At 66.1% G+C, this 24,867-nt stretch carries 20 protein-coding genes; 14 read left to right on the forward strand and 6 right to left on the reverse strand.

From position 1 onward, the window contains the following. The first annotated feature begins 6 nt into the window (after window positions 1–6). Window positions 7–501 carry a ribonuclease E activity regulator RraA gene (rraA, locus tag ABXG85_RS04815; protein ID WP_353512592.1) on the forward strand — a complete coding sequence of 165 codons (495 nt, stop codon included), beginning with the start codon at window positions 7–9 and terminating at the stop codon, window positions 499–501. Here the strand turns inward: rraA and mutL are convergent. Then, window positions 395–2,026, reverse strand: a complete 1,632-nt coding sequence (gene mutL / locus ABXG85_RS04820) for a DNA mismatch repair endonuclease MutL (RefSeq protein WP_353512593.1) — start codon at window positions 2,024–2,026, stop codon at window positions 395–397. The two genes, rraA and mutL, sit on opposite strands and share 107 nt — an antisense overlap. Beyond that, complete coding sequence (gene mutS / locus ABXG85_RS04825) at window positions 2,023–4,458, reverse strand: DNA mismatch repair protein MutS (protein WP_353512594.1); 2,436 nt, start codon at window positions 4,456–4,458, stop codon at window positions 2,023–2,025. Before mutS ends, mutL begins: the two co-directional genes overlap by 4 nt. Before the next feature lie 160 nt (window positions 4,459–4,618). On the opposite strand from mutS, the gene ABXG85_RS04830 reads away from it, so the two are divergent. From ABXG85_RS04830 to ABXG85_RS04840, 3 genes are all read left to right on the forward strand, one after another. Next, the gene (locus ABXG85_RS04830; protein WP_353512595.1) at window positions 4,619–5,842 is read left to right on the forward strand and encodes a sulfite oxidase; all 1,224 of its coding nucleotides are present in this window, start codon (window positions 4,619–4,621) and stop codon (window positions 5,840–5,842) included. A 79-nt stretch (window positions 5,843–5,921) separates the two neighbouring features. Beyond that, the gene (locus ABXG85_RS04835; RefSeq protein ID WP_353512596.1) at window positions 5,922–6,614 is read left to right on the forward strand and encodes a c-type cytochrome; all 693 of its coding nucleotides are present in this window, start codon (window positions 5,922–5,924) and stop codon (window positions 6,612–6,614) included. Next, the gene (locus ABXG85_RS04840; protein WP_353512597.1) at window positions 6,611–7,054 is read left to right on the forward strand and encodes an MOSC domain-containing protein; all 444 of its coding nucleotides are present in this window, start codon (window positions 6,611–6,613) and stop codon (window positions 7,052–7,054) included. The genes ABXG85_RS04835 and ABXG85_RS04840 overlap by 4 nt, the downstream gene beginning before the upstream one ends. A 52-nt stretch (window positions 7,055–7,106) precedes the next feature. On the opposite strand, the gene ABXG85_RS04845 is transcribed toward ABXG85_RS04840, so the two are convergent. Then, window positions 7,107–8,762: a bifunctional metallophosphatase/5'-nucleotidase gene (locus ABXG85_RS04845; protein WP_353512628.1), complete on the reverse strand. Its 1,656-nt coding sequence runs from the start codon at window positions 8,760–8,762 to the stop codon at window positions 7,107–7,109. A gap of 200 nt (window positions 8,763–8,962) precedes the next feature. Here ABXG85_RS04845 and glnA point away from each other — a divergent pair, with 200 nt between their 5' ends. The 10 genes from glnA (at window position 8,963) to ABXG85_RS04895 (ending at window position 20,163) form a co-directional block, all read left to right on the forward strand. Beyond that, window positions 8,963–10,303, forward strand: a complete 1,341-nt coding sequence (gene glnA / locus ABXG85_RS04850) for a type I glutamate--ammonia ligase (RefSeq protein ID WP_353512598.1) — start codon at window positions 8,963–8,965, stop codon at window positions 10,301–10,303. 158 nt (window positions 10,304–10,461) lie between these two features. Continuing rightward, the gene (locus ABXG85_RS04855) at window positions 10,462–11,634 is read left to right on the forward strand and encodes a branched-chain amino acid ABC transporter substrate-binding protein (protein ID WP_353512599.1); all 1,173 of its coding nucleotides are present in this window, start codon (window positions 10,462–10,464) and stop codon (window positions 11,632–11,634) included. Between the two features lie 66 nt (window positions 11,635–11,700). Beyond that, window positions 11,701–12,669 (forward strand): branched-chain amino acid ABC transporter permease, encoded by a 969-nt coding sequence (locus tag ABXG85_RS04860; RefSeq protein ID WP_353512600.1) that lies wholly within the window; start codon window positions 11,701–11,703, stop codon window positions 12,667–12,669. After that, window positions 12,666–13,994, forward strand: a complete 1,329-nt coding sequence (locus ABXG85_RS04865; RefSeq protein WP_353512601.1) for a branched-chain amino acid ABC transporter permease — start codon at window positions 12,666–12,668, stop codon at window positions 13,992–13,994. The genes ABXG85_RS04860 and ABXG85_RS04865 overlap by 4 nt, the downstream gene beginning before the upstream one ends. Next, on the forward strand, window positions 13,991–14,770 hold the full coding sequence (locus ABXG85_RS04870; protein WP_353512602.1) for an ABC transporter ATP-binding protein: 780 nt from the start codon (window positions 13,991–13,993) through the stop codon (window positions 14,768–14,770). Before ABXG85_RS04865 ends, ABXG85_RS04870 begins: the two co-directional genes overlap by 4 nt. Further along, the gene (locus ABXG85_RS04875) at window positions 14,767–15,480 is read left to right on the forward strand and encodes an ABC transporter ATP-binding protein (protein WP_353512603.1); all 714 of its coding nucleotides are present in this window, start codon (window positions 14,767–14,769) and stop codon (window positions 15,478–15,480) included. Before ABXG85_RS04870 ends, ABXG85_RS04875 begins: the two co-directional genes overlap by 4 nt. Before the next feature lie 86 nt (window positions 15,481–15,566). Beyond that, window positions 15,567–17,150: an ABC transporter substrate-binding protein gene (locus ABXG85_RS04880; protein WP_353512604.1), complete on the forward strand. Its 1,584-nt coding sequence runs from the start codon at window positions 15,567–15,569 to the stop codon at window positions 17,148–17,150. A gap of 53 nt (window positions 17,151–17,203) precedes the next feature. After that, entirely contained in the window at window positions 17,204–18,214 is a 1,011-nt protein-coding gene (locus tag ABXG85_RS04885; protein WP_353512605.1) for an ABC transporter permease, read from the forward strand. A gap of 4 nt (window positions 18,215–18,218) precedes the next feature. After that, complete coding sequence (locus ABXG85_RS04890; protein ID WP_353512606.1) at window positions 18,219–19,067, forward strand: ABC transporter permease; 849 nt, start codon at window positions 18,219–18,221, stop codon at window positions 19,065–19,067. 46 nt (window positions 19,068–19,113) lie between these two features. Continuing rightward, window positions 19,114–20,163 carry a protease complex subunit PrcB family protein gene (locus ABXG85_RS04895; protein ID WP_353512607.1) on the forward strand — a complete coding sequence of 350 codons (1,050 nt, stop codon included), beginning with the start codon at window positions 19,114–19,116 and terminating at the stop codon, window positions 20,161–20,163. On the opposite strand, the gene ABXG85_RS04900 is transcribed toward ABXG85_RS04895, so the two are convergent. The 3 genes from ABXG85_RS04900 to ABXG85_RS04910 are packed head-to-tail and all read right to left on the reverse strand — an operon-like array spanning window position 20,153 to window position 24,848. Next, window positions 20,153–21,304, reverse strand: coding sequence for a bifunctional folylpolyglutamate synthase/dihydrofolate synthase (locus ABXG85_RS04900; RefSeq protein WP_353512608.1), 1,152 nt, complete (start codon window positions 21,302–21,304; stop codon window positions 20,153–20,155). The genes ABXG85_RS04895 and ABXG85_RS04900 overlap by 11 nt on opposite strands. Next, window positions 21,304–23,109, reverse strand: coding sequence for an ABC transporter ATP-binding protein (locus tag ABXG85_RS04905; protein ID WP_353512609.1), 1,806 nt, complete (start codon window positions 23,107–23,109; stop codon window positions 21,304–21,306). The genes ABXG85_RS04900 and ABXG85_RS04905 overlap by 1 nt, the downstream gene beginning before the upstream one ends. Further along, window positions 23,106–24,848, reverse strand: coding sequence for an ABC transporter ATP-binding protein (locus ABXG85_RS04910; protein WP_353512610.1), 1,743 nt, complete (start codon window positions 24,846–24,848; stop codon window positions 23,106–23,108). Before ABXG85_RS04910 ends, ABXG85_RS04905 begins: the two co-directional genes overlap by 4 nt. Between the last annotated feature and the right edge of the window lie 19 nt (window positions 24,849–24,867).

A 24,867-nucleotide genomic window follows, 5' to 3' on the forward strand; every position in this document is an offset into this window, starting at 1 on the left:
ATCCCCATGGAGGCGAACACCCCAGACCTCTCGGACCTGCACCCGGAGGGCGAAACCCTCCCCATGGTCTTCAAAAGCTTCGGCGGCCGGGCCCGGTTCCACGGACGGGTACGGACCGTGAGGGTCCTCGAGGACAACGCCCTGGTGCGGAAGGTCCTGGAGGAGGAGGGCAAGGGCCAGGTGCTCTTCGTGGATGGGGGAGGCTCCTTACGCACCGCCCTCGTGGGCGGCAACCTGGCCCGGCTCGCCTGGGAGCGGGGATGGGCCGGGGTGGTGGTCTATGGGGCGGTGCGGGACGTGGAGGAGCTCAAAGAGGTGCCCATCGGCCTTCTGGCCCTCGCCGCCACCCCCAGGAAAAGCGCCAAAGAGGGAAAGGGAGAGGTGGACGTGCCCCTTAGGGTTCTCGAGGCCCTGGTGCTTCCGGGAAGCTATCTTCTTGCCGACGAGAACGGGATGCTTCTCCTACCCGAGCCCCCTGGCGGCGGCCAAAGCGGCGGATGAGCTCCTCCTCCTTCAAGGCCAGGATCAGGGGCCGCCCGTGGGGGCAGACCCAAGGGGTTTCGCAGGCGAGGAGGGCGTCCAAAAGGGCCTGGCCCTGAACCCGGCCCAAGGGGTGGCCCGCCTTGATGGCGGGGAGGCAGGCCAGGCGGGCCAGAAGGTTCTTGAGGCTCCTGCCTTCCCCCCTCAAGGCCTCCCGGAAAACCTCCGGGAGGAGGAGGGGGTAAGGGTGGAGGAAGGAAGGCGCCCGCAGGAGGCGCACCCTTTGGGGCCCAAAGGGCTCAAAGGCGAAAAGCCCTTCCGCCTCCCCCGGTAGGAGGAGGACCTCCTCCGGGGTGAGCTCCACCAGGACCGGGTAGGGCAAAGGGGCGAGGCCCTCCTCCGCCAAGCGGCGTAGGAATTCTTCATAGAGGATGCGCTCGTGGGCGGCGTGCTGGTCCACCACGTAAAGGGTGTCTCCTCCCTCCGCCAGAAGGTAGCTGTCCCGGAACTGCCCCAAATAGCGGAGCCGGGGAAGCCCGGAGGGCGTGGGCGGGGCCAGGGGGGCGAGGGGCTTGGGCTCGGGGAGCAGCCGGGCCAGGTTCCTCCCCGCCAAGGCCTCCCGGATGGCCTCCTCCACGAAGGCCTCCCCCTCTGGGTCCAAGGCCACCTCCTCCTTCCTGGCGTCCAAGCGAAGGCGATAGAAGCTGGGCGGCAGGGTGAGGTTCAAAACGCCCAGGGGGAAGTGCCCCTCGGGAAGAAGCTCCTTATAGGCCCGCCGCACCGCCTTCAAAAGCCCTGGGGGAAAGGCCACAGGGCGGCCGTTCACCGCAAGGAATAGGGCGTCCTCCCGGGTGCGGGAGGCCTGGGGCCCGGAAAGGAGCCCCCACAGGGCCATCTCCCCCGCTTGCTTCTCCAAGGGGAAAAGCCTCTCCGCCATCACCCGGCCGAAGGCCAGGCGGGCCGCCTCCTTCAGCCCCGCCCCGGGGAAGAGGAGCCTGGCCTCCCCCTCCACGAAGAGGGCCAAGACCAACTGGGGGTGGTGGAGGAGGTAGCGCTTGAGGAGCGCCTGGACCTCCCGCGCCTCCCGCGCCGGGTCCCGGGCCTCCCCCCCGAAGAGGCCCACCACCTCCACCCGGGTACCGGGGGGCGCAGGGACAGGCCGCACCGCCACCTCCTCCCCCCGGGCTAGCAAAAGCCCTCCCCCAAGCTGGTGCCGGGGCCGGGAGCGCAGGCGCAGGGTGGCGGCCTGCCTCAGGGCGTAGAGAGCCTGGCCCCGGAAGCCCAGGGTGCGGATGGCCCTTGGGTCCTGGAGCTTGCTGGTGGAAAAGGGCTCCACGGCCAGGGGAAGCTCTTCAAAAGGGATGCCTTCCCCATCGTCTTCCACCACGAGCCTTTCCAAGCCCCCCCGGAATAGCTCCACCCTAACCCGCCTGGCCCCCGCGTCCAGGGCGTTTTCCAAAAGCTCCCGCACCGCGTCCTTCACGGAGAGGAGCACCTCGCCCTGGGCCAGGAGGCCCTTAAGCTCGGGCGGAAGGGGACGGATCACCCCTTCATGCTACCCAAGGGGGCCCCCAGGGCCAAGGCCTTAAGCTCGTGGAGGAGCTTTAGGGCCTCGAGGGGGGTGAGGCGGTCGGGGTCCAGGGCGAGAAGCCGCCCCAAGACCTCTTCCAAGGCCCCTTCCCGCCGCGCCGCCATGGCCTGGAGGAGGGCCTTGGCCCGCTCCACCACCTCCTTGGGAAGCCCCGCCATCCGGGCCACCTCCACCCCATAGCTCTTGGAGGCGGGCCCGGGGAGGACCTGGTGGTAGAAGACGAGCCCTCCCTCCTCCTCCTTGGCCGCCACGTGGAGGTTCTTAAGGCGGGGCAGGGAGAGGGCGGTGAGCTCGAAATAGTGGGTGGCAAAGAGGGCGTAACACCGCCTTTCGTGCAGGGCCTCCGCCACCGCGGTGGCGATGGCGAGACCGTCCAGGCTGCTGGTGCCCCGCCCCACCTCGTCCAGGAGGACGAGGCTATCCTGGGTGGCCTCCTTGAGGATCAGGGCCACCTCCTCCATCTCCACCATGAAGGTGCTCTTCCCCCCCGCCAGGTCATCCGAGGCCCCGATGCGGGTGAGGATGCGGTCAAAAAGGGGTAGCTCCGCCTCCTCCGCCGGCACGAAGCTCCCCACCTGGGCCAGGAGGGCGATGAGGGCGGTCTGGCGGAGGAAGGTGCTCTTGCCCGCCATGTTGGGCCCCGTGACCAAGACGAGCTCGTGGGCCATCTCCAGGTCGTTGGGCACGAACTCCGTGCGCCTTTCCACCACCGGGTGGCGCCCGCCCCGGATGGAAAGCCGCTCCCCGAAGCGGGGCCTGGTGTAGCCGTGGCGCACCGCCACCTCGGCCAAGGCGGCGTAAACGTCCAGCTCCGCCAGAACCCTGGCCGCCTCCCGCAGGGCCTCCGCCTCCTTCCTGGCCCGTTCCCGCACCGCCCAAAAGACCTCCTCCTCCCGGCGACGGATCAGGGCCTCCAGGCGGTAAAGCTCCCGCTCCTTTTCCTTCATCTCCGGCAGGGTGTAGCGCTGCCGGTCCTTTAGCGTCTGCACCGCCCGGTACTCCTTGGGCACCCGCTCGTAGTAGGGGCGGGTGACCTCGAGGTAGTAGCCGAAGACGGCGTTGTAGCCCACCTTCAGGGTGGGGATGCCGGTGCGCGCCTTTTCCCTCTCCTCCAGCGCCAAGAAGTAGGCCACCCCATCGGCGTGGGCCCGCTTCAAGGCGTCTAGGTCGGGGTCATACCCCTCGCGGATGAGCCCTCCTTCGGAGAGCTTCAAGGGAGGCTCGTCCACCAAGGCCGCCTTCAGCTCCTCCTCCAAAGCCCCCAGGTCGGGAAGGAGCGCCTCCTCGCCCAAAAGGGCTTTGAGCTCCGGCAGGATCTCCAGGCTTCGCCTTAAGGCGGCGAGGTCTCGAGGCCCGGCCCGGCCCAACTCCAACCGGGTGGCCAGCCGCTCCAGGTCGGCAAGGCGGAAAAGAAGGCGCCGCAAAGCCTCCCGCAGGGCCCCCTCCGCCACCAGGCGCTCCACCCGGTCCAGCCTGGCCTCTAAAGGGCCCCGCTCCAGAAGGGGGTGGCGGAGCCAGCTTTGCAGGAGCCTTCGGCCTGGGGCGGTCCGCGTCTCGTCCAAGACGGCGAAGAGGGTGTCCTGGCCCCTCAGGGGCTCAAAGACCTCCAAGGCCCGCAGGGTGGCCTCGGGCAGGCGCACGAAGGCCCCGGGGTCGTAAAAGCGGAAAGGCCGCACGCTCAAGGCCCCGCCCTGGGTGGAGCGGGCGTAGGCGAGAAGCGCCCCCTGGGCCCGCCTTAGGGCCAAGGGGCCTTCCCCTTCCGGGTCAAAGGGAGCCTCGGAGAGCATCACGGGAAAGCGCTTGCGGAACTCCGCCACAAAGGCCTCGTTTTCCCGGAGCTCCGGGGCCAGGAGGACCTCGGCGGGGCGGTGGCGGAATAGCTCGTCGTAGAGGGCGCTTTTTGCCTTCAGAAGGGTTCCCTTGAACTCTCCCGTGGACACGTCCAAAAAGGCCAGGCCCCACCCGTCCCCCGTGGCGATGGCCGCCAGGTAGTTGGCTTCCTTGGGGAGGAGGGTTTCCTGCACCAGGGTTCCCGGGGTGAGGAGTTGGGTCACCTCCCGCCGCACCAGCCCTTCCGCCGCCTCCGCCGGCTCCACCTGGTCCGCCACCGCCAAGCGAAAGCCCATCTTGAGGAGGCGCTCGGCGTAGGCGTCAAAGGCCCGGATGGGGATGCCCGCCATGGGGGTGGTGAAGTCCTTGCTGGTCTTATGGGTGAGGACCAGGCCCAAGGCGCGGGCCAGGCGCTCCGCGTCCTCGCCAAAGCACTCGTAGAAGTCCCCCACCTGGAAGAGGAGGAGGTAGTCGGGGTAGCGGTCCCGGAGCTCCACGTACTGCTGGAGAAGGGGGGGTAGTGGGCCAGGGCCTTCGCCCTTGAGCATGCCCTTCATCTTACTTCCTCCTATACCCTCTTTCCCTCGCCTTCTCCTACCCCTTAGGGATGGGAGCGCAGAGTTTCCTACCCTAACTTGACAGGGGTAAGGTGTGGAGCCTAGACTAGGGGCAACCCGCACAAGGGGACCAATGTCCCCTAGTGTTCCGGAGGTGGGTATGGAAAAGCTTAATCGCCGCACCACCCTTAAGCTCATGGGCCTGGGCGCCGCCTTTCTGGCGGCAGGGGGCCGGGGGTTCGCCCAACAAGCCCCCTCGGCCGACCAACTGGTGAAGGGCAAGGACGCTAAACTCCTTGTCCTCTCCCAACGGCCCATCGTCCTGGAAACCCCCTTTGACCTCCTCGCCAGCCAACCGGAACGCACCCCCAAGGAACTCCTCTACGTGCGCAACAACGTGGACCTTCCCGGCTACAACACCGTGGAAGGGGCGGGCCTCGAGGGCTGGACCCTGGAGGTGGGGGGCCTCGTGGACAAGCCCTTCACCGTAGAGGCCAAGGAGCTCCTCGCCCTCCCCCAGCACGAGGTAACCATGGTCCTCCAGTGTTCGGGCAACGGGCGCTCCCTCTACCAACCTCGCACCTCGGGCAACCCCTGGGGCCGGGGCGGGGTGGGGAACGTCACCTTCCGGGGCGTGCGGCTTATGGACCTCTTGGCCGCCAAGGGAGCCAAGCCCACGGAAAAGGCCCTTTTCATCACCGCTCATGCCAGCCGCCAGGGCAACGCTGCGGAGTTCGTGCGCTCCGTGCCCATCCAGGCCCTGGAGAATGCCCTTCTTGCCCTCGCCATGAACGGGGAACCCCTTCCCGCCGTCCACGGGGGGCCGGTGCGCCTGGTCTTCCCCGGCTACTTCGGGGTGAACAACGTGAAGTGGGTGGTGAAGGTGGAGTTCGCCGAGGCGGAGAACACCACCGCCGAACAGATGCCCCGCTACCGGGTGCCCACCATCCCCAACACCCACCTCCCCTTCCTGCCCCAAGAACCAGGAAGCCGCTACCCCTATAGCTTCACCAACTCCCGCCCCAACTGGCTGGTGAACGTGAATAGCTTTGTCTTCGCTCCCCTCGAGGGCCAAACCGTGGAGGGCCCCTACGTGCGGGTGGAAGGGGTGGCCTTCAACGACGGCATCGTGCCCATCGTGAGCGTGGAGGTTTCCACCAACGGCGGCCGTACCTGGCACCAAGCCGCCCTGGAGCGCACGGGAAAGAGCTACGGCTGGGTGCGCTGGCGGACCACCCTCTACCTCCGCCCGGGGGAGCACGAGGTCATGGCCCGGGCCTGGGACGCCGCTGGCCGGAGCCAACCCCTGGACGGGAACCTGGCTTGGAACGAGCGGGGCTACGAGTACAACGGGGTGATGCGGGTCAGGTTCACCGTGGCCTAAGGGCCTCCCTGTGCGCCTCAGGGTTTTTTGTGGTTCCCACCACTCTACCCCACCGGGGTAAGGAGGATACTTTAGAGCGATGCGTAAATCTTGGCTACTCCCTTCTCTAGCGATCGGCCTGGGCCTCCTGGGGTACCTGGCCCTAGGCCAGCCCACCTTGCCCGAGGGGCCGGGCAAGGAGCTGGTTCTGGCCAAATGCCAGACCTGCCACGACATTGGCCTGGTGGCCCGGGAGCGCCTTTCCCGGGAACGGTGGGACGCCGTCTTGGACGAGATGGCCCTCCAGGGCCTAAAGCTCACCCCAGAGGAGCGCTCGGCCATCCTGGACTACCTGGCCACCTACCTGGGCACCACCCCTCCGCCCCCACCGCCAGCGGCCCCGGAGGCAAAGAAGACGGGCGCCCAAGTCTACACCAACTGCCAGGGGTGCCACGGGCTGCAAGGGGAGGGCAACCCGCCCTTGTTCCCGCCCCTCAAGGGCCACGTGGCCAAGCTTCTTGGGAGCGAAGGGGGGCGAAGCTACCTTCTCCTCGTGGTCCTCTACGGCCTCCAGGGGGAGATCCAGGTGGAGGGGCAGGTTTACAACCAGGTGATGCCCGGCTTCGCTTGGCTCTCCGATGAGGACCTGGCCCTGGTCCTCAACCACCTCCTCTCCTTCGGGGCCCCCGCGGGCATCCTCCCTTACACCCCGGAGGAGGTGAAGGCCGCCCGCGCCACGCCCCTCACCCCCGAGGCGGTCCACGCTCTCCGCCAGAGGCTCAAGCTCCCATGACGGGAAAGGTGCTCTCCCTCCACCTGGGCTTGGGGCAAGGCCTCCCCAAGCCCCGGGTGGAAGCCTTGGAGCTTTTGGCGGGCATCGGCGCCAAGGGGGACCGCCACGCCGGCCTGGACCCTGACCGGGCGGTCCTGGTGGCGGGGGTCGCCGCCTACGAGAAGGCCCGCAAGGCGGGCATAGACCTCCCCTATGGCGCCCTGGGGGAAAACCTCCTTTTGGACTTGGACCCCCACACCCTGCCCCCAGGCACCCAGCTTTGGGTAGGGGAAGCCCTTCTGGAGCTTTCCCAGGTCTGCACGGTGTGCAAGAACCTTTCCCAGTTCGACCTGCGCCTGCCCAAGCTCCTCTACGGGGGGCGGGGGCTTTACGCCCGGGTGCTGGAAAGCGGGGTGGTGCGGGTGGGGGACCCGGTTCTGGTGCGCATCCCCACCCCTTGAAGGCTAAAAACCCCCGGGAAGGGAGCCTATTCCCTCCCGGGGGTTTTGATCCCTACGCCCCCACCAGCCCCGGCACCCGGTAGGCCCAGTAGGCGGGGCGCTCCCCTTTAGGCTCGTTCAGGACCTCGATCCGGCCCTCGAGGCCCGCCTCCACCACCTTCAGCTCCTTGAGGTAGTCCATGAAGCTCTCGGCGTCGCTGAAACCGGTGTCCACCCGGTAGCCCTGGGCCTCCTTGAGCACGGTGAAGCCGTCCCCGCCGGCGGCGATGAAGTTGTTCACCACCACCCGGTAGGTGGCCTCGAGGTCCAAGGGCACGTACCCCCTTTCCGTCTTCACCTCCACCCGCACCACCCGGTCCCCGGCGGGCCGGGAGAGGTCAAAGGCGTAGCGGAGGCCGGAAACCTGCAGGAAGCGCCCCGCCGTCTGCTCCCACTGGGAAACCCCGTTCTCCAGGGCCGCCTTGATCTCCTTCCCCTTGAGGTCCATCACCACCAGGGTGTTGCCGAAGGGGAGCACCTCGTACACCTTGCCCACGGTGATGGGGCCCTTGGGAATGGAGGCGCGGATGCCGCCCCCGTTTTGCAAAGCGATCTGCACCCCGGCGTTCTTGGTCTTCCAGACCATGCCGTCGGCGATGAGGTTGCCCAGGTTGCTCTCCCGCCGGCGCACGATGGCCCTTTCCCCCACCAGGTCCACCTTGGCCTCGGCGATTACCTGCTGCATCAGGGCCAGAACCGGCTGGGCGTAAGCCAAAAGGGCCTCCTTGGCGAAGAAGTCCTCCGGGGAAACCTCCGGGGTCATGAGGAAAGGCTCGCCCTTGTAGGCCACAAGCTCCCCCTTGGCGTCAAAGGTAACCTCCAGGACGCCCACCACCTTGCCCCACTCCCAGGCCTGCACCACCAAGACGTCCTTCCCCTCAGGGTTCTTGACCACCGTGGGGTAGGGCCCGGCGGGGGCCAGTTCCTTGTGGGGGAAGCTCCCCAACAGGGTGTGGGAGTGGCCGCCCACGATGACCTGCACGCCCACCAGCCTGCGGGCCAGCTTGAGGTCCTCGCCGTAGCCCAGGTGGGAGAGGACGAGGATCTTGTTCACTCCCCGGCGCAAAAGCTCGTAGACCGCCTTCTGGGCGCTCTCGTAGGGGTCCAGGAAGTCCACGGTGGGGCCCGGGTTGGCGATCTCCTTGGTGTCGGGGGTGGTGAGACCGATGACCCCCACGCGCTCCCCCCCCACGCTCAGGATGGCGTAGGAGGCGAAAAGCCCCTTGAGCCTGGGCTCCCGGCTGGCGTCCACGTTGGCGGAAACCACCTTGAACCTCGCCCCCTTCAGGAACTCCGCCAAGGGCCCTGGCCCCAGGTCAAACTCGTGGTTCCCCAAGGCCATGACCCGGTAGAGCATCCGGTGCATAAAGTAGCGGTCCGCCAAGCCCCGGTACTGGTTGAAGTAAAGCGTCCCCTGAAAAACGTCCCCCGCGTCCAGGAAGAGGAGGTTCTTGCGGCTTGCCCGCAGGCGGTCAAAAAAGGCCACCCGTTGCGCCACCCCGCCCACCCGCACTTTCTGCCCGGAAAGGGTGAGCTCCATGGGCTCCAGGTGGGCGTGGGTGTCGTTGGTGTGCACCAAGGTCAGGGCAAAGGCCCCTTGGGCCCGCCCCAGGCCAAGCCCCGCAAGCCCCAACGCCGCGCCCGCCTGCAATACGTCCCGCCGCTTTATCCCCTGCGCCATAAGTACCTCCACCCTCAAGTCTAGCCGAGGTCCCTTCAGGGCAAGGTCAAGGGGCCATTCCGGTGCCATTTCAGAGCACCCATGACACAGTATGGGTTGACAGTCTGCACATTTATGCCGTACACTTTGCACAATCCGCCGGGGTTTACCGCACCAAAAAGGGCCACGGCGGACCGAGGAGGAGGAAAATGGCGTACACCAAGGCGGAAATCCTCAAGGCGCTGAAGTCGGAGGGCGTGAAGTTCCTGCGCCTCCAGATCACCGACATCCTGGGCGTGGTGAAGAACGTGGAGGTGCCGGAGTCCCAGTTTGAGAAGGCCCTGGACGGGGAAATCATGTTTGACGGCTCCTCCATCGAAGGCTTCACCCGCATCGAGGAGTCGGACATGCTCCTCCGACCCGACTACAACACCTTCGTCATCCTGCCCGACCTGGTGGAAGACCCCAAGCGGGGCAAGGTGGCCCGGCTCATCTGCGACGTCTACTACCCCGACGGCCGCCCCTTCGAGGGCGACCCCCGGTTCGTGCTCAAGCGGCAGATCGAAAGGCTCAAGAAGCTCGGTTTTGACAACATGTACGCCGGCCCCGAGCCCGAGTTCTTCCTCTTCCTGAGGACCCCCGAGGGCCTCCCCACCACGGAAACCCACGACAAGGCGGGCTACTTTGACCTGGCCCCCGTGGACAAGGGGGAAGAGGCCCGGCGCGACATGGTCAACGCCTTGGTGGCCATGGGCTTTGAGATCGAGGCCTCCCACCACGAGGTGGCCCCGGGGCAGCACGAGATCGACTTCAAGTATGCCGACGCCCTCACCACCGCCGACAACATCGCCACCTTCAAGTGGGTGGTGAAGCGGGTGGCCCTGAACCATGGCCTCCACGCCACCTTCCTGCCCAAGCCCATCCGGGGCATCAACGGTAGCGGCATGCACACCCACCTCTCCCTCTTCAAAAACGGGGAGAACGCCTTCTACGACCCCAAGGCGGAGTACCAGCTCTCCAAGACCGCCCTCCACTTCATCGCCGGGCTTTTGGAGCACGCCGAGGGCATGGTGGCCATCACCAACCCCCTGGTGAACTCCTACAAGCGCCTCACCCCCGGGTACGAGGCCCCCACCAACATCGCCTGGTCCGCCTCCAACCGCTCCGCCATGATCCGCATTCCCGCCCGCCGGGGCGTGGGCACCCGGGCGGAGCTTAGGATGCCCGACCCCTCCGCCAACCCCTACCTAGCCCTGGCGGTCATGGCCGCTGCCGCCATGGACGGGATCGAGCGCAAGCTTCTGCCGCCCCCGCCCATCCAGCGCAACATCTACCAGATGAGCGTACGGGAGCGCCGGAAGCACAAGATCCGCGAGCTCCCGGGTACCTTGCGGGAGGCCCTCGAGGCCCTGAAGAAGGACCCGGTGATCCGCGAGGCCTTGGGAGAACACGTCTACACCCACTTCCTCCAGGCCAAGCAGATGGAGTGGGACGACTACCGGGTCACCGTCCACCAGTGGGAGCTGGACCAGTACCTGGCCACCTACTAGGCCCTTTGCCCCCTACCCGGCCCCCGTACCGGGTGGGGGTTTCTGTATACCTGACCCGTAGGTCAGGCATAAACTTTCCCCGGGGGCATTGACAAATCCCGCTACCCCCCCCGTAGAATAGGGCCGCAACGCGAACGCGTGCCTTTGTGGAGGTGCCTATGAGGAAAATCGGGCTTCTGGTAGCAGGTGTAGCCGCCTTGGGCATGGCCCTGGGCCAGGCCAACGTCATCAAGATCGCCACCCAGTCCCCCCTGTCGGGCCCCCAGGCGGCCTTAGGGGAACAGATCAAGCTGGGGGCGGAGTTGGCCGTGGAAGAGGCCAAGGCCAAGTTCAAGGCCTTGGGCTTTGACCTGGTCCTGGTGCCCTACGATGACCAGGCCAACCCCGACGTGGGCGTGGCCAACGCCAACCGCATCATCAACGACCCCGACATCCTGGGCGTGGTGGGCCACCTGAACTCCGGCGTGGCCATCCCCTCCAGCGAGGTCTACGCCCGGGTGAACCTGGTCATGGTCTCCCCCGCCAACACCAACCCCCGGGTCACGGACCGCCGCCTGCCCAACGTCAACCGCATCTGCGGCCGCGACGACGTGCAGGGACCGGTGGGGGCAGAGTACGCCTTCAACAACATTAAAGTGAAGAACGTCTTCATCATCCACGACAAGACCGCCTACGGCCAGGGCCTGGCGGAGGAGTTCCGCAAGCGGTTTGAAGCCCTGGGTGGGAAGGCGGTGGCCTTCGTGGGCACCGAGGAAACCTCCAACTTTATCCCCATCATCAACCAAATCCGGGGGGCCCGTCCCGTGCCCGAACTCATTTACTTCGGCGGCATCTACAGCCAGGTAGGGCCCTTCTTGAAGCAACTCCGGGAGCGGGGCCTCCGCACCCGGCTCATGGGCGGGGACGGCCTGGACTCCAGCGAGCTGGTGCGCCTGGCAGGAGCCCAGAACGCCGCCGGCACCTTCTACACCACCGTGGCCGGCCCCGTGTCCGCCTTCCCCAAGGCTAGGGCCGTAGCCCAGCGCTTCAAGCAGAAGTACGGCAAGGACATGGAAGGCTTCGGCATCTACGCCTACGACTCCGCTCAGGTGATCCTCACCGCCTTGGAGAGCGCCATCAAGGCGAACGGGGGCAAGAAGCCCACCCGGGAGCAGGTGAGCCAGGAAGTGCGCAAGGTCAAGCTTGAGGGGCTCACCGGTACCATCGAGTTTGACGATAAGGGCGACAACAAGAAGGCCAAGTACTTCGTGATGCAGGTGGCCTCCGGCGGCAACTGGGCCGACAACAAGCTGATCCGCATCATCGAAATGGCGGCCCCGGGCGCCCGGTAAACTAAGACAACACCCTAGAGGGGGTGGCCTGCCGGCCACCCCCTTGGCCCGGAGAAAGGAGGCGCTTTGCTAGAACAGATCCTGGCCCTACTACCCCAGGTGATCTTTGACGGCTTCATCCTGGGCTTCGTCTACGCCATGGTGGCCCTAGGCTACACCATGGTCTACGGCGTCTTGGAGCTCATCAACTTCGCCCACTCGGAGATCTTCATGATCGGAGCGGTGGTGGGGGTGGAGGTCTTCCGCTACCTGGCCCCCCATATGGGAAACGGCTTTCTCCTCCTCTTCCTCGCCCTGGTGCTGGGTGGGGTGGTGGCGGGGATCACCGCCATTTTGGTGGAGCGCTTCGCCTACCGCCCCTTGCGCAAACGGGGCACCACCAACCGCCTCGTCCCCCTCATCACCGCCATCGGGGTTTCCTTTATCCTCCAGGACTTGGTGCGCCTCATTGAGGGGCTTTGGCACAACGAGTTCTTCCTCAGGATGCGCACTGTGGAGGACCTCGAGGGCAGCGTGGAGCTCTTCGGCGGGGCCATCTTCGCCCAGACCAAGTCCTTCATCCTCATGGGGGTTTCCATCCTCATGCTCCTCGGGCTCACCTACCTGGTGAACCGTACCAAGCTGGGGGTGGCCATCCGCGCCGTGGCCCAGGACCTCTCCACGGCAAGCCTCATGGGCATAGACCCCGACCGCATCATCTCCCGCACCTTCCTGATCGGCGGCTCCTTGGGTGGGGTGGCGGGGGTGCTTTTTGCCCTGCAGTACACCACCATCACCCCCTATGTGGGCTTTCTACCCGGCCTTAAGGCCTTCACCGCCGCCGTCTTAGGGGGCATCGGCAACATCCCTGGGGCCATGCTGGGGGGCCTGGTCTTGGGTCAGTTGGAGAACTTCTTCGGCACCTACTTGCCTATCCTGACCAACGGCAACTTCGGCACCGAGTACAAGGACGTGGTGGCCTTCCTCATCCTTATCCTCATCCTGCTCCTTCGGCCCCAAGGGCTTTTGGGGCAGGTGGTCAAGGAGAAAGTATGAGCGCCCTCGCCACGCTTCTCAGCCTGGCCTTTTTGGGCCTCGCCTACCTGGCCCCTGGGGCCCTCACCAACCTCTTCGGCCTGGTGGCCCTGGGAACCACCGCCTTCCTCAAGCTCTCCCCCCAGGCCCGCACCCTGAACCTGGCCCTCCTGACCCTGGCCTTCACCTTAGGGCTCGTGCGCTCGGGGAACACCTTGGGCCTCATCGGCCTCGTGGGCATTCTGGTGGCCCTCACCACCTTGCCCCGCATCCCCACCTGGGTCCGGGGGCTTTTGGGCCTCGCCATCCTTCTCCTTTCCGTGCCCATGGCCGGCTTCGCCAACACCTTCATCTTTGAGCTGGGGATCCAGATCGGCATCTACGCCGCCATGGCCCTGGGGCTCAACGTGGTGGTGGGCATGGCGGGGCTTTTGGACCTGGGCTACGCCGCCTTCTTCGCCGTGGGGGCCTACACCTGGGCCATTTTCGGCTCCGAGCAGGCCAAGAACTTTCTCGCCGGCAACTTTCCCCTCCCGGGGGAGTACATGTACCTCTTCATGCTCATCGCCGTGGCCACCACCGCCCTAACCGGGCTCCTCATCGGCCTTCCCGCCCTGAGGCTACGGGGAGACTACTTGGCCATCGTCACCTTGGGCCTGGGGGAGGTGGTGCGCATCCTGGCCAACAACCTGGACCACCCCATCAACTTCACCAACGGTCCCCAGGGCATCACCCCCGTTCAGCGCCCCCCCATCGACTGGTTCCGGGAACTCATGGGAGCCTTGGGGGTGCGGCTGGACCAGACCACGGACTACCAGCTTTTCTTCTACTTCTTGGTCCTCCTGATGATCGGGCTTGTGGTCCTAGTCAACCTGAACCTGGCCAACTCCCGCTTCGGCCGGGCCTGGGTGGCCATCCGCGAGGACGAGATCGCCGCCCGTTCCATGGGCATTCCCCTCCTGCCCACCAAGCTCCTGGCCTTCATGACCGGGGCCGCCTTCTCCGGGGTCATGGGGGTCATCTTCGCCGCCCAGCGCACCTTCGTGTCCCCCGAGTCCTTCACCCTCCTGGCCTCCATCACCATCTTGGGCATGGTAATCCTGGGCGGCATGGGCTCCATCCCCGGGGCCATCCTGGGGGCGGCGGCCCTCACCATCCTCAACCTGGACATCCTCAAGACCTTCAGCGAGTTCGTGCGCACCAGCCTACCCCAGATCCCAAGCCAGGTGGACCCCGCCAAGTACGAACGGCTGGTCTTCGGCCTTATCCTGGTCTTGATGATGATCTTCCGCCCGGAAGGCCTGATCCCGGAGAAGCGCCACAAGGCGGAGATGGAGGAGGCATGAAGGCCCTGGAGGTACACCACGCCACCAAGCGCTTTGGCGGCCTTGTGGCGGTGAACGACGTGAGCCTCACCGTGAACCAAGGGGAGATCTTTTCCGTCATCGGCCCCAACGGGGCGGGCAAGACCACCTTCTTCAACCTCCTCACGGGCATCTACGCCCCTGACGAGGGAAAGATCCTCCTTTTTGGCAAGGATGTGACCGGCCTTTCCCCCGACCGCATCGCCAAGGAAGGGGTGGGGCGCACCTTCCAGAACATCCGCCTCTTCGGCGCCATGACCGTGCTGGAGAACATCCTGGTGGGCATGCACGTGCACATCCAGGTGCCCTACTTCCACGCCGTCTTCCGCACCCCCCTGGCCCGGCGGGAGGAAAGGCGGGCGGAAGAAGAGGCCAAGCGGCTTCTCCAGTACGTGGGCCTCCTGCACCGCAAGGACGAGCTGGCCAAGAACCTCCCCTACGGGGAGCAGAGGAAGCTGGAGATCGCCCGAGCCCTGGCCCTGAAGCCGCGGCTTCTCCTCCTGGACGAGCCCGCCGCCGGCATGAACCCCAAGGAAACCGAGGAGCTCCAGGCGTTTATCCAGAAGCTCAGGGAGGAGCTTGGCATCACCATCGTCCTCATCGAGCACGACATGCGCCTTGTCATGCGTATCTCTGACCGCATCGCCGTCTTGGAGTACGGCTCCAAGATCGCCGAGGGAACGCCGGAGGAGGTGCGGCAAAACCCCCGGGTCATCGAGGCCTACCTGGGCAAGGGGGCGGCGGGAGGTGCGGCATGAGCCTTCTGGAACTCAAGGGGGTCCACACCTACTACGGCCACATCCACGCCCTAAAGGGCATCTCCCTGCACGTGGAGGAGGGGGAGATCGTAACCCTTATCGGCTCCAACGGGGCGGGAAAGAGCACCACCTTAAGGACCATCAGCGGCCTAGTAAAGCCGAGGCAGGGGGAGGTCCTCTTCCAAGGGAAGGCCATCCACCGCCTCCCCGCGCACCAGATCGTGGCCCTGGGGGTGGGGCACGTGCCCGAGGGGCGGAAGATCTTCCCCCGGCTCACGGTGGAGGAGAACCTGGAGATCGGGGCCTACCTGGAAACGGACCGCAAGGTGGTCCTGGAGCGCAAGGAACAGGTCTTCGCCCTCTTTCCCCGCCTCTACGAGCGCCGGGGCCAGAAGGGGGGGACGCTCTCCGGCGGGGAGCAGCAGATGCTGGCCATCGGCCGGGCCCTGATGCAAAACCCCAGGATCCTCCTCATGGACGAGCCCTCCATGGGCCTGGCCCCAGTGCTGGTGGACTTCATCTTTGAGACCATCCAGAAGCTGAACCGAGAGGGCAAGACCATCCTCCTGGTGGAGCAAAACGCCAGGCTAGCCTTGCAGATCGCCCATAGGGGCTACGTGCTGGCCACGGGGGAGATCACCCTTTCGGGGCCCGCCAAGGCGCTTGCGGAAAACCCCGAGGTGCAAAAGGCCTACCTGGGGGAAGGCTAAGGGGCCCTCGAGGCTTGCGCCCCCCTTGGGGGGCGCTTTATACTTGGTCCGGCACACCCAGGGGAAGGACCCCGGAAAGGAGAACTATGAAGGGAAAAGTTCTACTCGGCCTGTTGGTAGCCTTGGGGCTTGGGCTCGCCCAAAAGACCCTGGTCTTCGGGGCTAACGGGGAGCCGGTGAGCCTCGAGCCCGGCAACATCACCGACGGGATCTCCATCTACGTCCAGCGGCAGATCTACGACACCTTGGTGGATTTCAAACCCGGCTCCACCGAGGTTACCGCTGGCTTGGCCACCAGCTGGTTCAGCTCGCAGGACGGCAAGGTCTGGACCTTCCGCCTGCGGCAAGGTGTGCGCTTCCAAGACGGCACCGAGCTCACCGCCGAGGCGGTGAAGTTTAACGTGGAGCGCTGGTGGGATCCCAAGAACCCCACCCGCATTGACGCCGCCGCCCGCTACGAGATCTGGCCCGAGCTCTTCGGGGGCTTCAAGGGCGACCCCGGCTCCTTGCTAAAGGAAGTCCAGGTGGTGGACAAGTACACCGTGCGCTTTGTCCTGACCCAACCCTTCCCCGCCTTCCCCGCCGCTATCGGCTCGGGGTACTTCGGCATCGCCAGCCCCGCAGCCATCCAAAAGGACGGGGCCAAGTACGGCTCCCCCACGGGGAGCGCCGTGGGCACCGGGCCTTTCCGGCTGGTGGAGTGGCGGCCCGGGGAGCAGATCGTCCTGGAGAAGAACCCCAACTACTGGAAGAAGGGGTTCCCCAAGGTGGACCGCGTGGTCTTCCGGGTGATCAAGGACCCCGCCGCCCGGCTGGCGGCTCTAAAGGCGGGGACCATCGACTTCACCACGGATATCCCCCCTGCCAACCTCAAGGACATCGAGGGAGACAAGAACCTGGATGCGGTCTTCCGCCCCTCCTTCAACGTGGGCTACCTGGCGCTCAACCCCGCCCACAAACCCCTCTCCGATCCCCGGGTGCGGCAGGCCATCGCCATGGCCATCAACAAAAAGGCCATCGTCCAGGCCTTCTGGGGCAAGTTAGGCCTCACGGACGGCCACTTCACCCCGCCTTCCATGAAGGCTTTCCAGTCCCCCAAGGTCACGGACTACGAGTTCAACCCGCAAAAGGCCAAGGCCTTGTTGGCGGAGGCCGGCTACCCCAACGGGTTTGACCTGGAGCTTTGGTACATGCCCGTTTCCCGGCCCTACTTCCCCACCCCCAAGGAGATCGCCGAGGCCATGGCCGCCGACCTTTCCGCCCTGGGCATCCGGGTGAAGCTCCAGACCAAGGACTGGGCCAGCTACCTGGCGGACCGCAAACAGGCCCCGGGCTTCCAGGCCTACATGCTGGGCTGGACGGGGGACTATGGCGACCCGCAGAACTTCTACGACCCCCACTTCGCTTGTCCCATCGCCGATTTGTTCGACAGCGCCGGCAAGCCTCTTTGCGCGAAGGAGCTGGGCGACCTCCTTACCAAGGCAGCTACCACACCCAACCCAGAGGAGCGCAAGCGGCTTTACCAGCAAGCGGACGAGCTCACCTTCAACCTAGCCCTGCGCATCCCTATCGTTCACTCTCAACCCCTCCTTGCCAAGCGGAAGAACATCGTGGGTTGGGTGCCAAGCCCCTTGGGCTCCGAGTCCTTTGAGACCATTGAGAAGCGCTAAGCGCTTCGCCCCCGGGCCCCCTTCGGGGGGTCCGGGCTTTTTGAGGCGGAAAAATGGGGAGCTACATTGTCCGACGACTTTTGGGCCTTGTTCCCGTGCTCTTTGGCATCACCCTCTTGGTCTTCCTCTTCCTTCAGCTCATCCCCGGGGACCCCGCCCAGGCCATCCTGGGGGAGCGGGGGACCCCGGAGCAGCTCGCCGCCTTGCGGGAAAAACTCGGGCTTAACCGGCCCCTCTACGTCCAGTACCTCACCTTCGTACGTAACGTCCTCACCGGGGACCTGGGCACGAGCGCTGTGTCCACCATCCCCGTGGCCGAGGAGCTCAAACGGCGCTGGCCCGCCACCTTTGAGCTGGCCTTGGCCGCCACCTTGGTGGCGGTGGTCCTGGGCATCCCCGTGGGCACCCTGGCGGCGGTGCGGAAGAACAGCCTTTTGGACACCCTTTCCATGAGCCTTTCCCTGGTGGGGGTGTCCATGCCCGTTTTCTGGCTGGGCCTCCTGCTGGTCTACCTCTTCGCCGTGAACCTGCACTGGCTGCCCACCGGGGGGCGGCTTTCCACCGACTTGGCCATTGACTTTCGCCCCATCACGGGCTTTCTCCTCCTAGACGGGCTTTTGACAGGGCAGCCTCAGGTGCTGGGCGATGCGCTCAAACACCTGATCCTCCCCGCCTTGACCCTGGGCACCATCCCCTTGGCCATTCTCACCCGCATCACCCGGAGCGCCATGCTGGAGGTGCTTTCCCAGGATTACGTGCGCACTGCCCGGGCCAAGGGCCTCGCCGAGCGGCAGGTCATCCTCAAACACGCCCTGAAGAATGCCCTTCTCCCAGTAGTGACCATCATCGGCCTACAGTTCGGGACCCTTTTGGGTGGGGCCATCCTTACGGAAACCATCTTCTCTTGGCCCGGCATCGGCTCGTACATCTACGAGGGCATCCTCAACCGCGACTACCCCGTGGTGCAGGCCGGGGTCCTAGTGGTGGCCACCGCCTTCGTCCTGGTCAACCTCCTGGTGGACCTATCCTACGCCCTCTTGGACCCTCGCATCCAGTATCGGTGAAGCCATGGAAACCCCAACCCGTCAAGCCTTTCGCCGCTTTCTGAAGTCCCCCTCCGGCAAGGTGGGCCTCGGCCTCACCCTGGCCCTGGTCCTGCTGGCGCTCCTCGTGCCCTTCCTCCTCCCATACGACCCCAGCACCGACCGGGACTACTTAAACCGGCTGAAACCGCCGAGCCTCGAGCACCCCTTCGGCACCGACCACCTGGGCCGGGACGTCTTCACCCGGGTGCTCCACGGAAGCCGCATCTCCTTGCAGGTGGGGCTGGTTTCCGTGAGCATCGGGCTTGTCTTGGGAACCCTCTTGGGGCTTCTGGCCGGGTTCTATCGGGGCCGCACCGAGCTTTTCATCGGCTGGCTAGCCGATCTCCTCTTGGCCTTTCCCGGAACGCTTCTGGCCATCGCCATCGTGGCAGTTTCCGGACCAAGTCTGCAAAACGCCATGTTGGCCATCGGCATCGTCCAGGTGCCGGTGTACATCCGCCTGGCCCGCTCCATGGTCCTTTCCCTGCGGGAACAGGACTTCGTGCAGGCCGCCTTCGCCTTGGGGGCGGGAAACGGGCGGATCCTCTTCCGCCACATCCTTCCCGGAACCCTGCCGCCTCTGGTGGTCCAGGCCACGCTTTCCATCGGGACGGCGACCCTCGAGGCCGCCGCCTTGGGCTTCTTGGGCCTCGGGGCCCAACCCCCGGCCCCGGAGTGGGGCGCCATGATCGCCGACAGCTTCAAGGGGGGCTACGCCATGAACGCCCCCTGGACCATGCTCTTCCCCGGCCTTTTCATCATGCTCACCGTGCTGGCCTTCAACCTCCTGGGCGATGGCCTCAGGGACGCCCTGGACCCCCGGAGCCGCTAAAGAAAGCTTTAAAGGCCGGGGCCTATCCCCCGGGTATTATGGGAGCATGAGGAAAAGCCTTTTGCTCCTCCTCGTCCTGCCCCTCCTCGCCGCCTGCGAGGTGCTTCAGGGCTCGGGCTACCGGGTGGCCGAGGCCCAGCTCCTCTTCCCCGAGGCCACGGAGCGCTGGACCTACTTTTACGGGGAGCCCAGGGACGTGCGCCTGGGGGAAAAGGTCCTCCGCCTGGAAAAGGCGCCGGGAGAAAGCCTGTTGGGGGTACCAGGGGCGCTTTGGGTGGGGGGGAACCCCTTCTTGCGGGAGGTGGGCCCGGCCTTGAGGCCCCTGGCGGAGGCGGTGCGGGGCATAGGGGGAAGCCTCGTGGAGGTGCGGGCCCAAGCCGCCCTGCGGGCCACCTGGCTCTACGATGGGGTGGGCTGGGTGCGCCTCACGGGAAGCCTAAGGGAAGGGGAACGGCGAAGCCTGGTCCAGCCCACGACCTACCTCACCCCGGACCTTTACGCCTTTACCGGGGCGGAAACCCAGGTCCTCCTGCGGGAGGTGTTGGCCCGCCGGGGCGGGCGGCAGGTGGTGGTCTTCGAGCTTCAGGAGCCCGTCCTCAAGCCCCTCAACCTGGACCCGGCCCCCGATGGCTACCGGGTGGGTGCGCTTTTGGTCCAGTACGGGCTTAGGCTGGAGGCGGTGAGCCCCCCCGCCCCCCTCTACCGGATCCTGGACCGGGGCACTCAGGCCGCCTACCAGGAGGTGGAGCCCAAGGCCTTCCTGGCCAACAACCCCACCCGCTTCGCCGAGGTCTGGAGCCTGGTGGTGGCAAACCGCATCCCCCGCCCCCCCGCCCCCAACGCGGATTTCCGCACCCGGAGCGTGGCCGCCTTTTTCTGGGGTCTAAAGCCCACCGGGGGGTATGGCCTCGAGGTGGCCGGGGTCACCTACGCCGGGGATACCGCCCGGGTGGTCCTGAACCTTATCTCCCCCAGGCCCGGGGCCATCGTCACCCAGGCCCTCACCAGCCCTTACGTCCTCCTGGAGCTCCAGCGGGTACGGCGGGTGGTCTTCGCCGACCCCTCGGGGCAGATCCTGGCGGAGGCTAGGGAATGAGCCGCCCCCGCAACGCCCCCACCAGGTAGAGCGAGCCCGTGCAGAGGAGGGGTAGGCCGTCTTCCTTAGCCGCCTCCACCCCGTGCCCAAGCGCCTCCCAAGGGTCCTCGAAGAAGGGCGCCCCCAGCTCCGGCCCCAAGGCCCCCTCCCCCGCCCGGGCGTAGCGCACCGTGCGGGCTTTGGGCAGGAGGTGGGCCAAGACCCCTTTTACGTCCTTGCGGGGAAAGGCCCCGAAGAGGAGGTGGTAGGCGGAAAACTCCCGGGCCAGGGCCTGGGCCGCAGGGGGGTTGTGGGCCCCGTCCAGGTAGACCTCTACCCCTTCCACCAGGAAGCGCTCCAGCCGCCCCGGGTTCCGGGCCTCCCGAAGCCCCTGGGCGATGGCCTCCTCGGGAAAGCCCAGAAGCCTTAAGGCGGCGGCGGCGAGCCGGGCGTTTTCCTCCTGGAAGGCGCCCTTAAGGGCCGGGGGAGTGGGAAGGGCGAAGAGGGGGTCCTCGAGGTCCAGGACGTAAAGCGGGGCTCCCTTAGCCTGCGCCACCTCCCGGGCCACCTCCAACCCCACCCCCCTGGCCCCCGTGACCACGGGCACCCCTTCCCGGAAGGCCCCCGCCTTTTCCCGGGCCACCGCCTCCAGGCTTCCTCCCAAGGCCTCCAGGTGGTCCTCCCCCACGTTGGTGAGCACGGTGAGGGCCACCCGGGCCAGGGCGTGGGTGGCGTCCTTCTCCCCCCCTACCCCCGCCTCCACCGCCGCCAGGGCCACCCCCTTTTCCCGGAAGTGGTGGAAGGCCAAGGCGGTGGCCAGGTCAAAAAACCCGGGGGGCTCGAGGAAGCGCTCCCCCTGGGCCCAGGCCACGAAGCGCACCACCTCCGCCTCAGGGATAAGGCCCAGGTGGGTGCGGATCCTTTCCCGGAAGTCCCAAAGGTGGGGGCTGGTGTAGGCGCCGTAGGCCAGACCCTGGGCCCGGAAGGCGGCCTCGAGGTAGGCCACCACGCTCCCCTTACCGTTGGTGCCCAGGACGTGCACCGCGGCGAAGTCCCTTTCCGGGTGGCCCAGGCGCTCCAGGAGGGCCTTAACCCTAGCGGTTCCCCGCTCCCCTTGGCGCCTCCTTCCGTAAAGCCAGTCCAGGGCCTCTGGGTAGTCCATCACCCTTGCGCGTACTGAAGGCGGTAGAGGGTGGCGTAGTAGCCCCCTCGGGCGAGAAGGGCCTCGTGGGTCCCCTCCTCCACCAGCCGACCCTTGCGGAAAACCAGGATGCGGTCCACCTTGCGGATGGTGGAGAGCCGATGGGCGATGAGGATGGAGGTCCTCCCCTCCATGGCCCTATAGAGAGCCTCCTGCAAGCGCTTTTCCGTTTCCGAGTCCACATTGGCCGTGGCCTCGTCCAGGATGAGGAGGATGTCAGGGCTGGCCAGGAGGGCCCGCACCAGGGCCAGAAGCTGCTTCTCCCCCGTGGAAAGCCCCGCCCCCCTTTCCCCCACCTGGGTGCGGTAGCCCTGGGGCAGGCGCAGGATCGCCTCGTGCACGCCCAGGAACTTGGCCACCTCCACCACCCTTTCCTCCGGAACCTCCTCCTGGAAGAGCCGGAGGTTGTCTAAAATGGTGCCGGAGAAGAGGAAGGGGTCTTGCAGGACGATGCCGATATGCCGCCTGAGCTCCTCCTGGCGGTAGCAACGCACGTCCTCCCCATCCAAGAGGACCTGCCCCCTTTGCGGGTCGTAGAAGCGGGCGATGAGGCTCACCACGCTGGTCTTCCCCGCCCCCGTGGCCCCCACCAAGGCCACCTTCTCCCCCGGGCGGATGCGGAAGGAAACCCCCCTCAAGACCCAGTCCTCCTCCTGAGGCTCCACCCCCTTGGGGGTGTAGGCGAACCAGACGTCCCGGAAGGCCACCTCGCCCCGGAAACGGCGGATGGGCTTGGGGTTTTCCGGGTCCTTCAGCTCTTCCTCCGTGTCCAAGACCCCGAAGATGCGCTCGGCGCTGGCCATGGCCCCCTGGAAGAGGTTGAACTTGTCGGAAAGGTCCTGCAGGGGTTGGAAGAGCTGCCGGGTGTAGTCCACGAAGGCCACCAGAAGGCCCAAGGAGGCCGCTCCCCGCACCACCTCCCCCCCGCCCACGTAGAGGAGGCCCGCCACCGCCAAATCCCCCAGGAAGCCCACCACGGGGAAGAAGAGGGCGAACCAGCGCACGATCTCCACCCAGGCCTGGAGGAGGTCGCGGCTTAGGCGGTCGAACTTCTCCTCCCGCTCCTTCTCCTTCACGAAGAGCTGGATGGTTTCCACCCCGGAGAGGTTTTCCTGCAAGGCGGCGTTCACCCGGGCCAGGCGCAGGCGCATCTCCCGGTAAGCGAAGCGCATGCCGTTCCTAACCCAAAGCGTCACCCAAAGGAGGATGGGCACCACCAGAAGGACCACCAGGGTGAGCTTGGGGCTCAGGACGAGCATGAAGCCGAGAAGGCCAAAGAGGGTGAAGAAGTCGGCGATCACCCCCACCAGCCCCCCGGTGATGAACTGGTTGATGGCGTCCACGTCCGAGGTGATGCGGGTCATGAGCCGGCCCACGGGGTTTCGGTCGTAAAAGCCCGGGTGGAGGCGCATGAGCTTGGCGAAAAGGGCGCTTCGGAGGTCAAAGAGCACCCTTTGCCCCACCCACTGGATGAGGTAGGTCTGCCCATAGGTGGCGGCGAAGTTCACCCCCCGCACCAGCAAAAAGCCCAGGCTCACCCAAAGGAGAAGGGCAAAGCGCTCGGAAAGGGGCTTGGCCTCCTTGGGAAGGAGGGCCCCGTCAATGGCCCACTTGAAGAAGAGGGGGGTGAGGGCGGCGGTGAGGGTGGTGAGGAGGAGGAAAAGGAGGGCCAAGGCCACCTGCAGGCGATAGGGGCGAACGTAAGTCAGGATGCGGGCGAAAAGAACCCGGTCAAAGGCCTTGGTGTAGGCGTCCTCCTGGGTCATTCCTCCACCTCCTTTTCCATGCGCTGGATGCGGTCCAGCTCCGCATAAATCCCCCCGGCCTCGAGGAGGCTTTCGTGGGTACCCTCCTCCACGATCCTCCCCTCCTCCAAAACCACGATCCAGTCCGCATGGCGCAAGGTGGCGGTGCGGTGGGAGATGAGGAAGGTGGTCTGTTTGCCCAAAACCCCCTTCAGGCCCTCCAGGATCTTCGCCTCCGTTTCCGTGTCCACAGCGCTCAAGGCGTCATCCAGGATGAGGATTTTGGGGCGTTTGGCCAGGGCCCGGGCCAGGGCCACCCGCTGGCGTTGCCCCCCGGAAAGGGTCACCCCCCGCTCCCCCAACACGGTTTCGTAACCCCTCGGGAACGAGAGGATCTCCTCGTGGATCCCAGCGAGCCTCGCCGCCCACTCCACCCGCTCCCGGTCCAGCTTTTCCAGCCCGAAGGCGATGTTCTCGAGGAGAGTTTCGCTAAAGAGGAAAGGCTCCTGAGGCGCCACCCCCACCGCCTTCCTGAGAGCGGCCAGGGGAATGCGCCGCACCTCGTACCCCCCCACGTACACCTTCCCCTCCGTGGGGTCCAAAAGCCTGGGCACCAAGGCCACCATGAGGCTCTTCCCCGCCCCGGTACGGCCGGTGATGCCCAGGGTCATACCCTCGGGCACCGTTAGGGTGAGGTCTTTTAGAAGCCAGCGCCCCCCAAGCCGAAGCCCCACCCCCTCAAAGCGTACCTCCCCCGTGAGGTCCTCCTCCTTAAGGGGCAAAGGGTCTTGGTCCTGGATGGCGGGCTCCTGGTCTAAAAGCTCCAAAAGCCTCTTCAGGCTGGTAAGGCCCCGCTGGTACATGGCCAGGACCCAGCCGAGCCCCAGGATGGGCCAGGTGAGCTGGGCCAAATAGGCGTTAAACTGCACCAACTCCCCCACGGAAAGCTCCCCTCGCACCACCATCCTGCCCCCCACCCAGAGCACCGTGAGAAAGGCGAAGCCCATAAGAAACCCCAAAAGGGCCTGCATAGGGCCCTCTACCCGGGCCAGGGCTAGGCTCCTTTGCATGTAAATCCGGTTCAGGTCCTGGAAGCGGGCTAGCATCCGGCCTTCCAGGGCGTAGCCCTTCACCACCCGGATGCCGCTAAAGGCCTCCTGACTCAGGGTGCTGATGGCGTCAAAGGCCTCCTGGGCCTCGCGGTAGCGGCGATCCACCAAGCGGAGCAGGTAGAACATGAAGAGGGCGATGGTGGGCAAAATCAGGGTGAGGTAGAAGGCGAGGCGAAGGTCCACGGTGTACATGGAGAAAAAGGCCAGGAGGACCAAGAAGGAAAGCCGGCTTCCCATCATGATGCCTGGGCCCACCATCTCCCGCACGGCCGAAAGGTCGGTGTTCAGGCGGTTCATGAGGTCCCCCACCCGGGTTTTCTGGTAGAAGGAGCGGTCCAGGCGGAGGAGGTGGTGAAAGAGGTCCTTCCGCAGGTCGTACTCCACCCGGCGGCTCGCCACCACCGCCAGGCGGCGCATGAAGTAGGAAAGGAGGGCGGTAAGCCCCGCCGAGGCCAGGAGCAAGAGGGCGTAGCGCCCATAGGGGCCGCCGTGCCCCAAAGCGTCCACAGCCAAGCGCAAAAAATAGGGCCCCAGGACGAAAAAGAAGATGGAAAGGAGGCCCAAGAAAACACCCAGGGTGTACCGGAAGCGGTAAGGGTAAAGGTAAGGGAGGAGGCGGCGCAGGGGGGAAGCTGACCCACCGGTCATGTCCTTGAGTCTACCGCAA

The sequence above is a fragment of the Thermus sp. LT1-2-5 genome (assembly GCF_040363165.1).
GTDB lineage: Bacteria > Deinococcota > Deinococci > Deinococcales > Thermaceae > Thermus.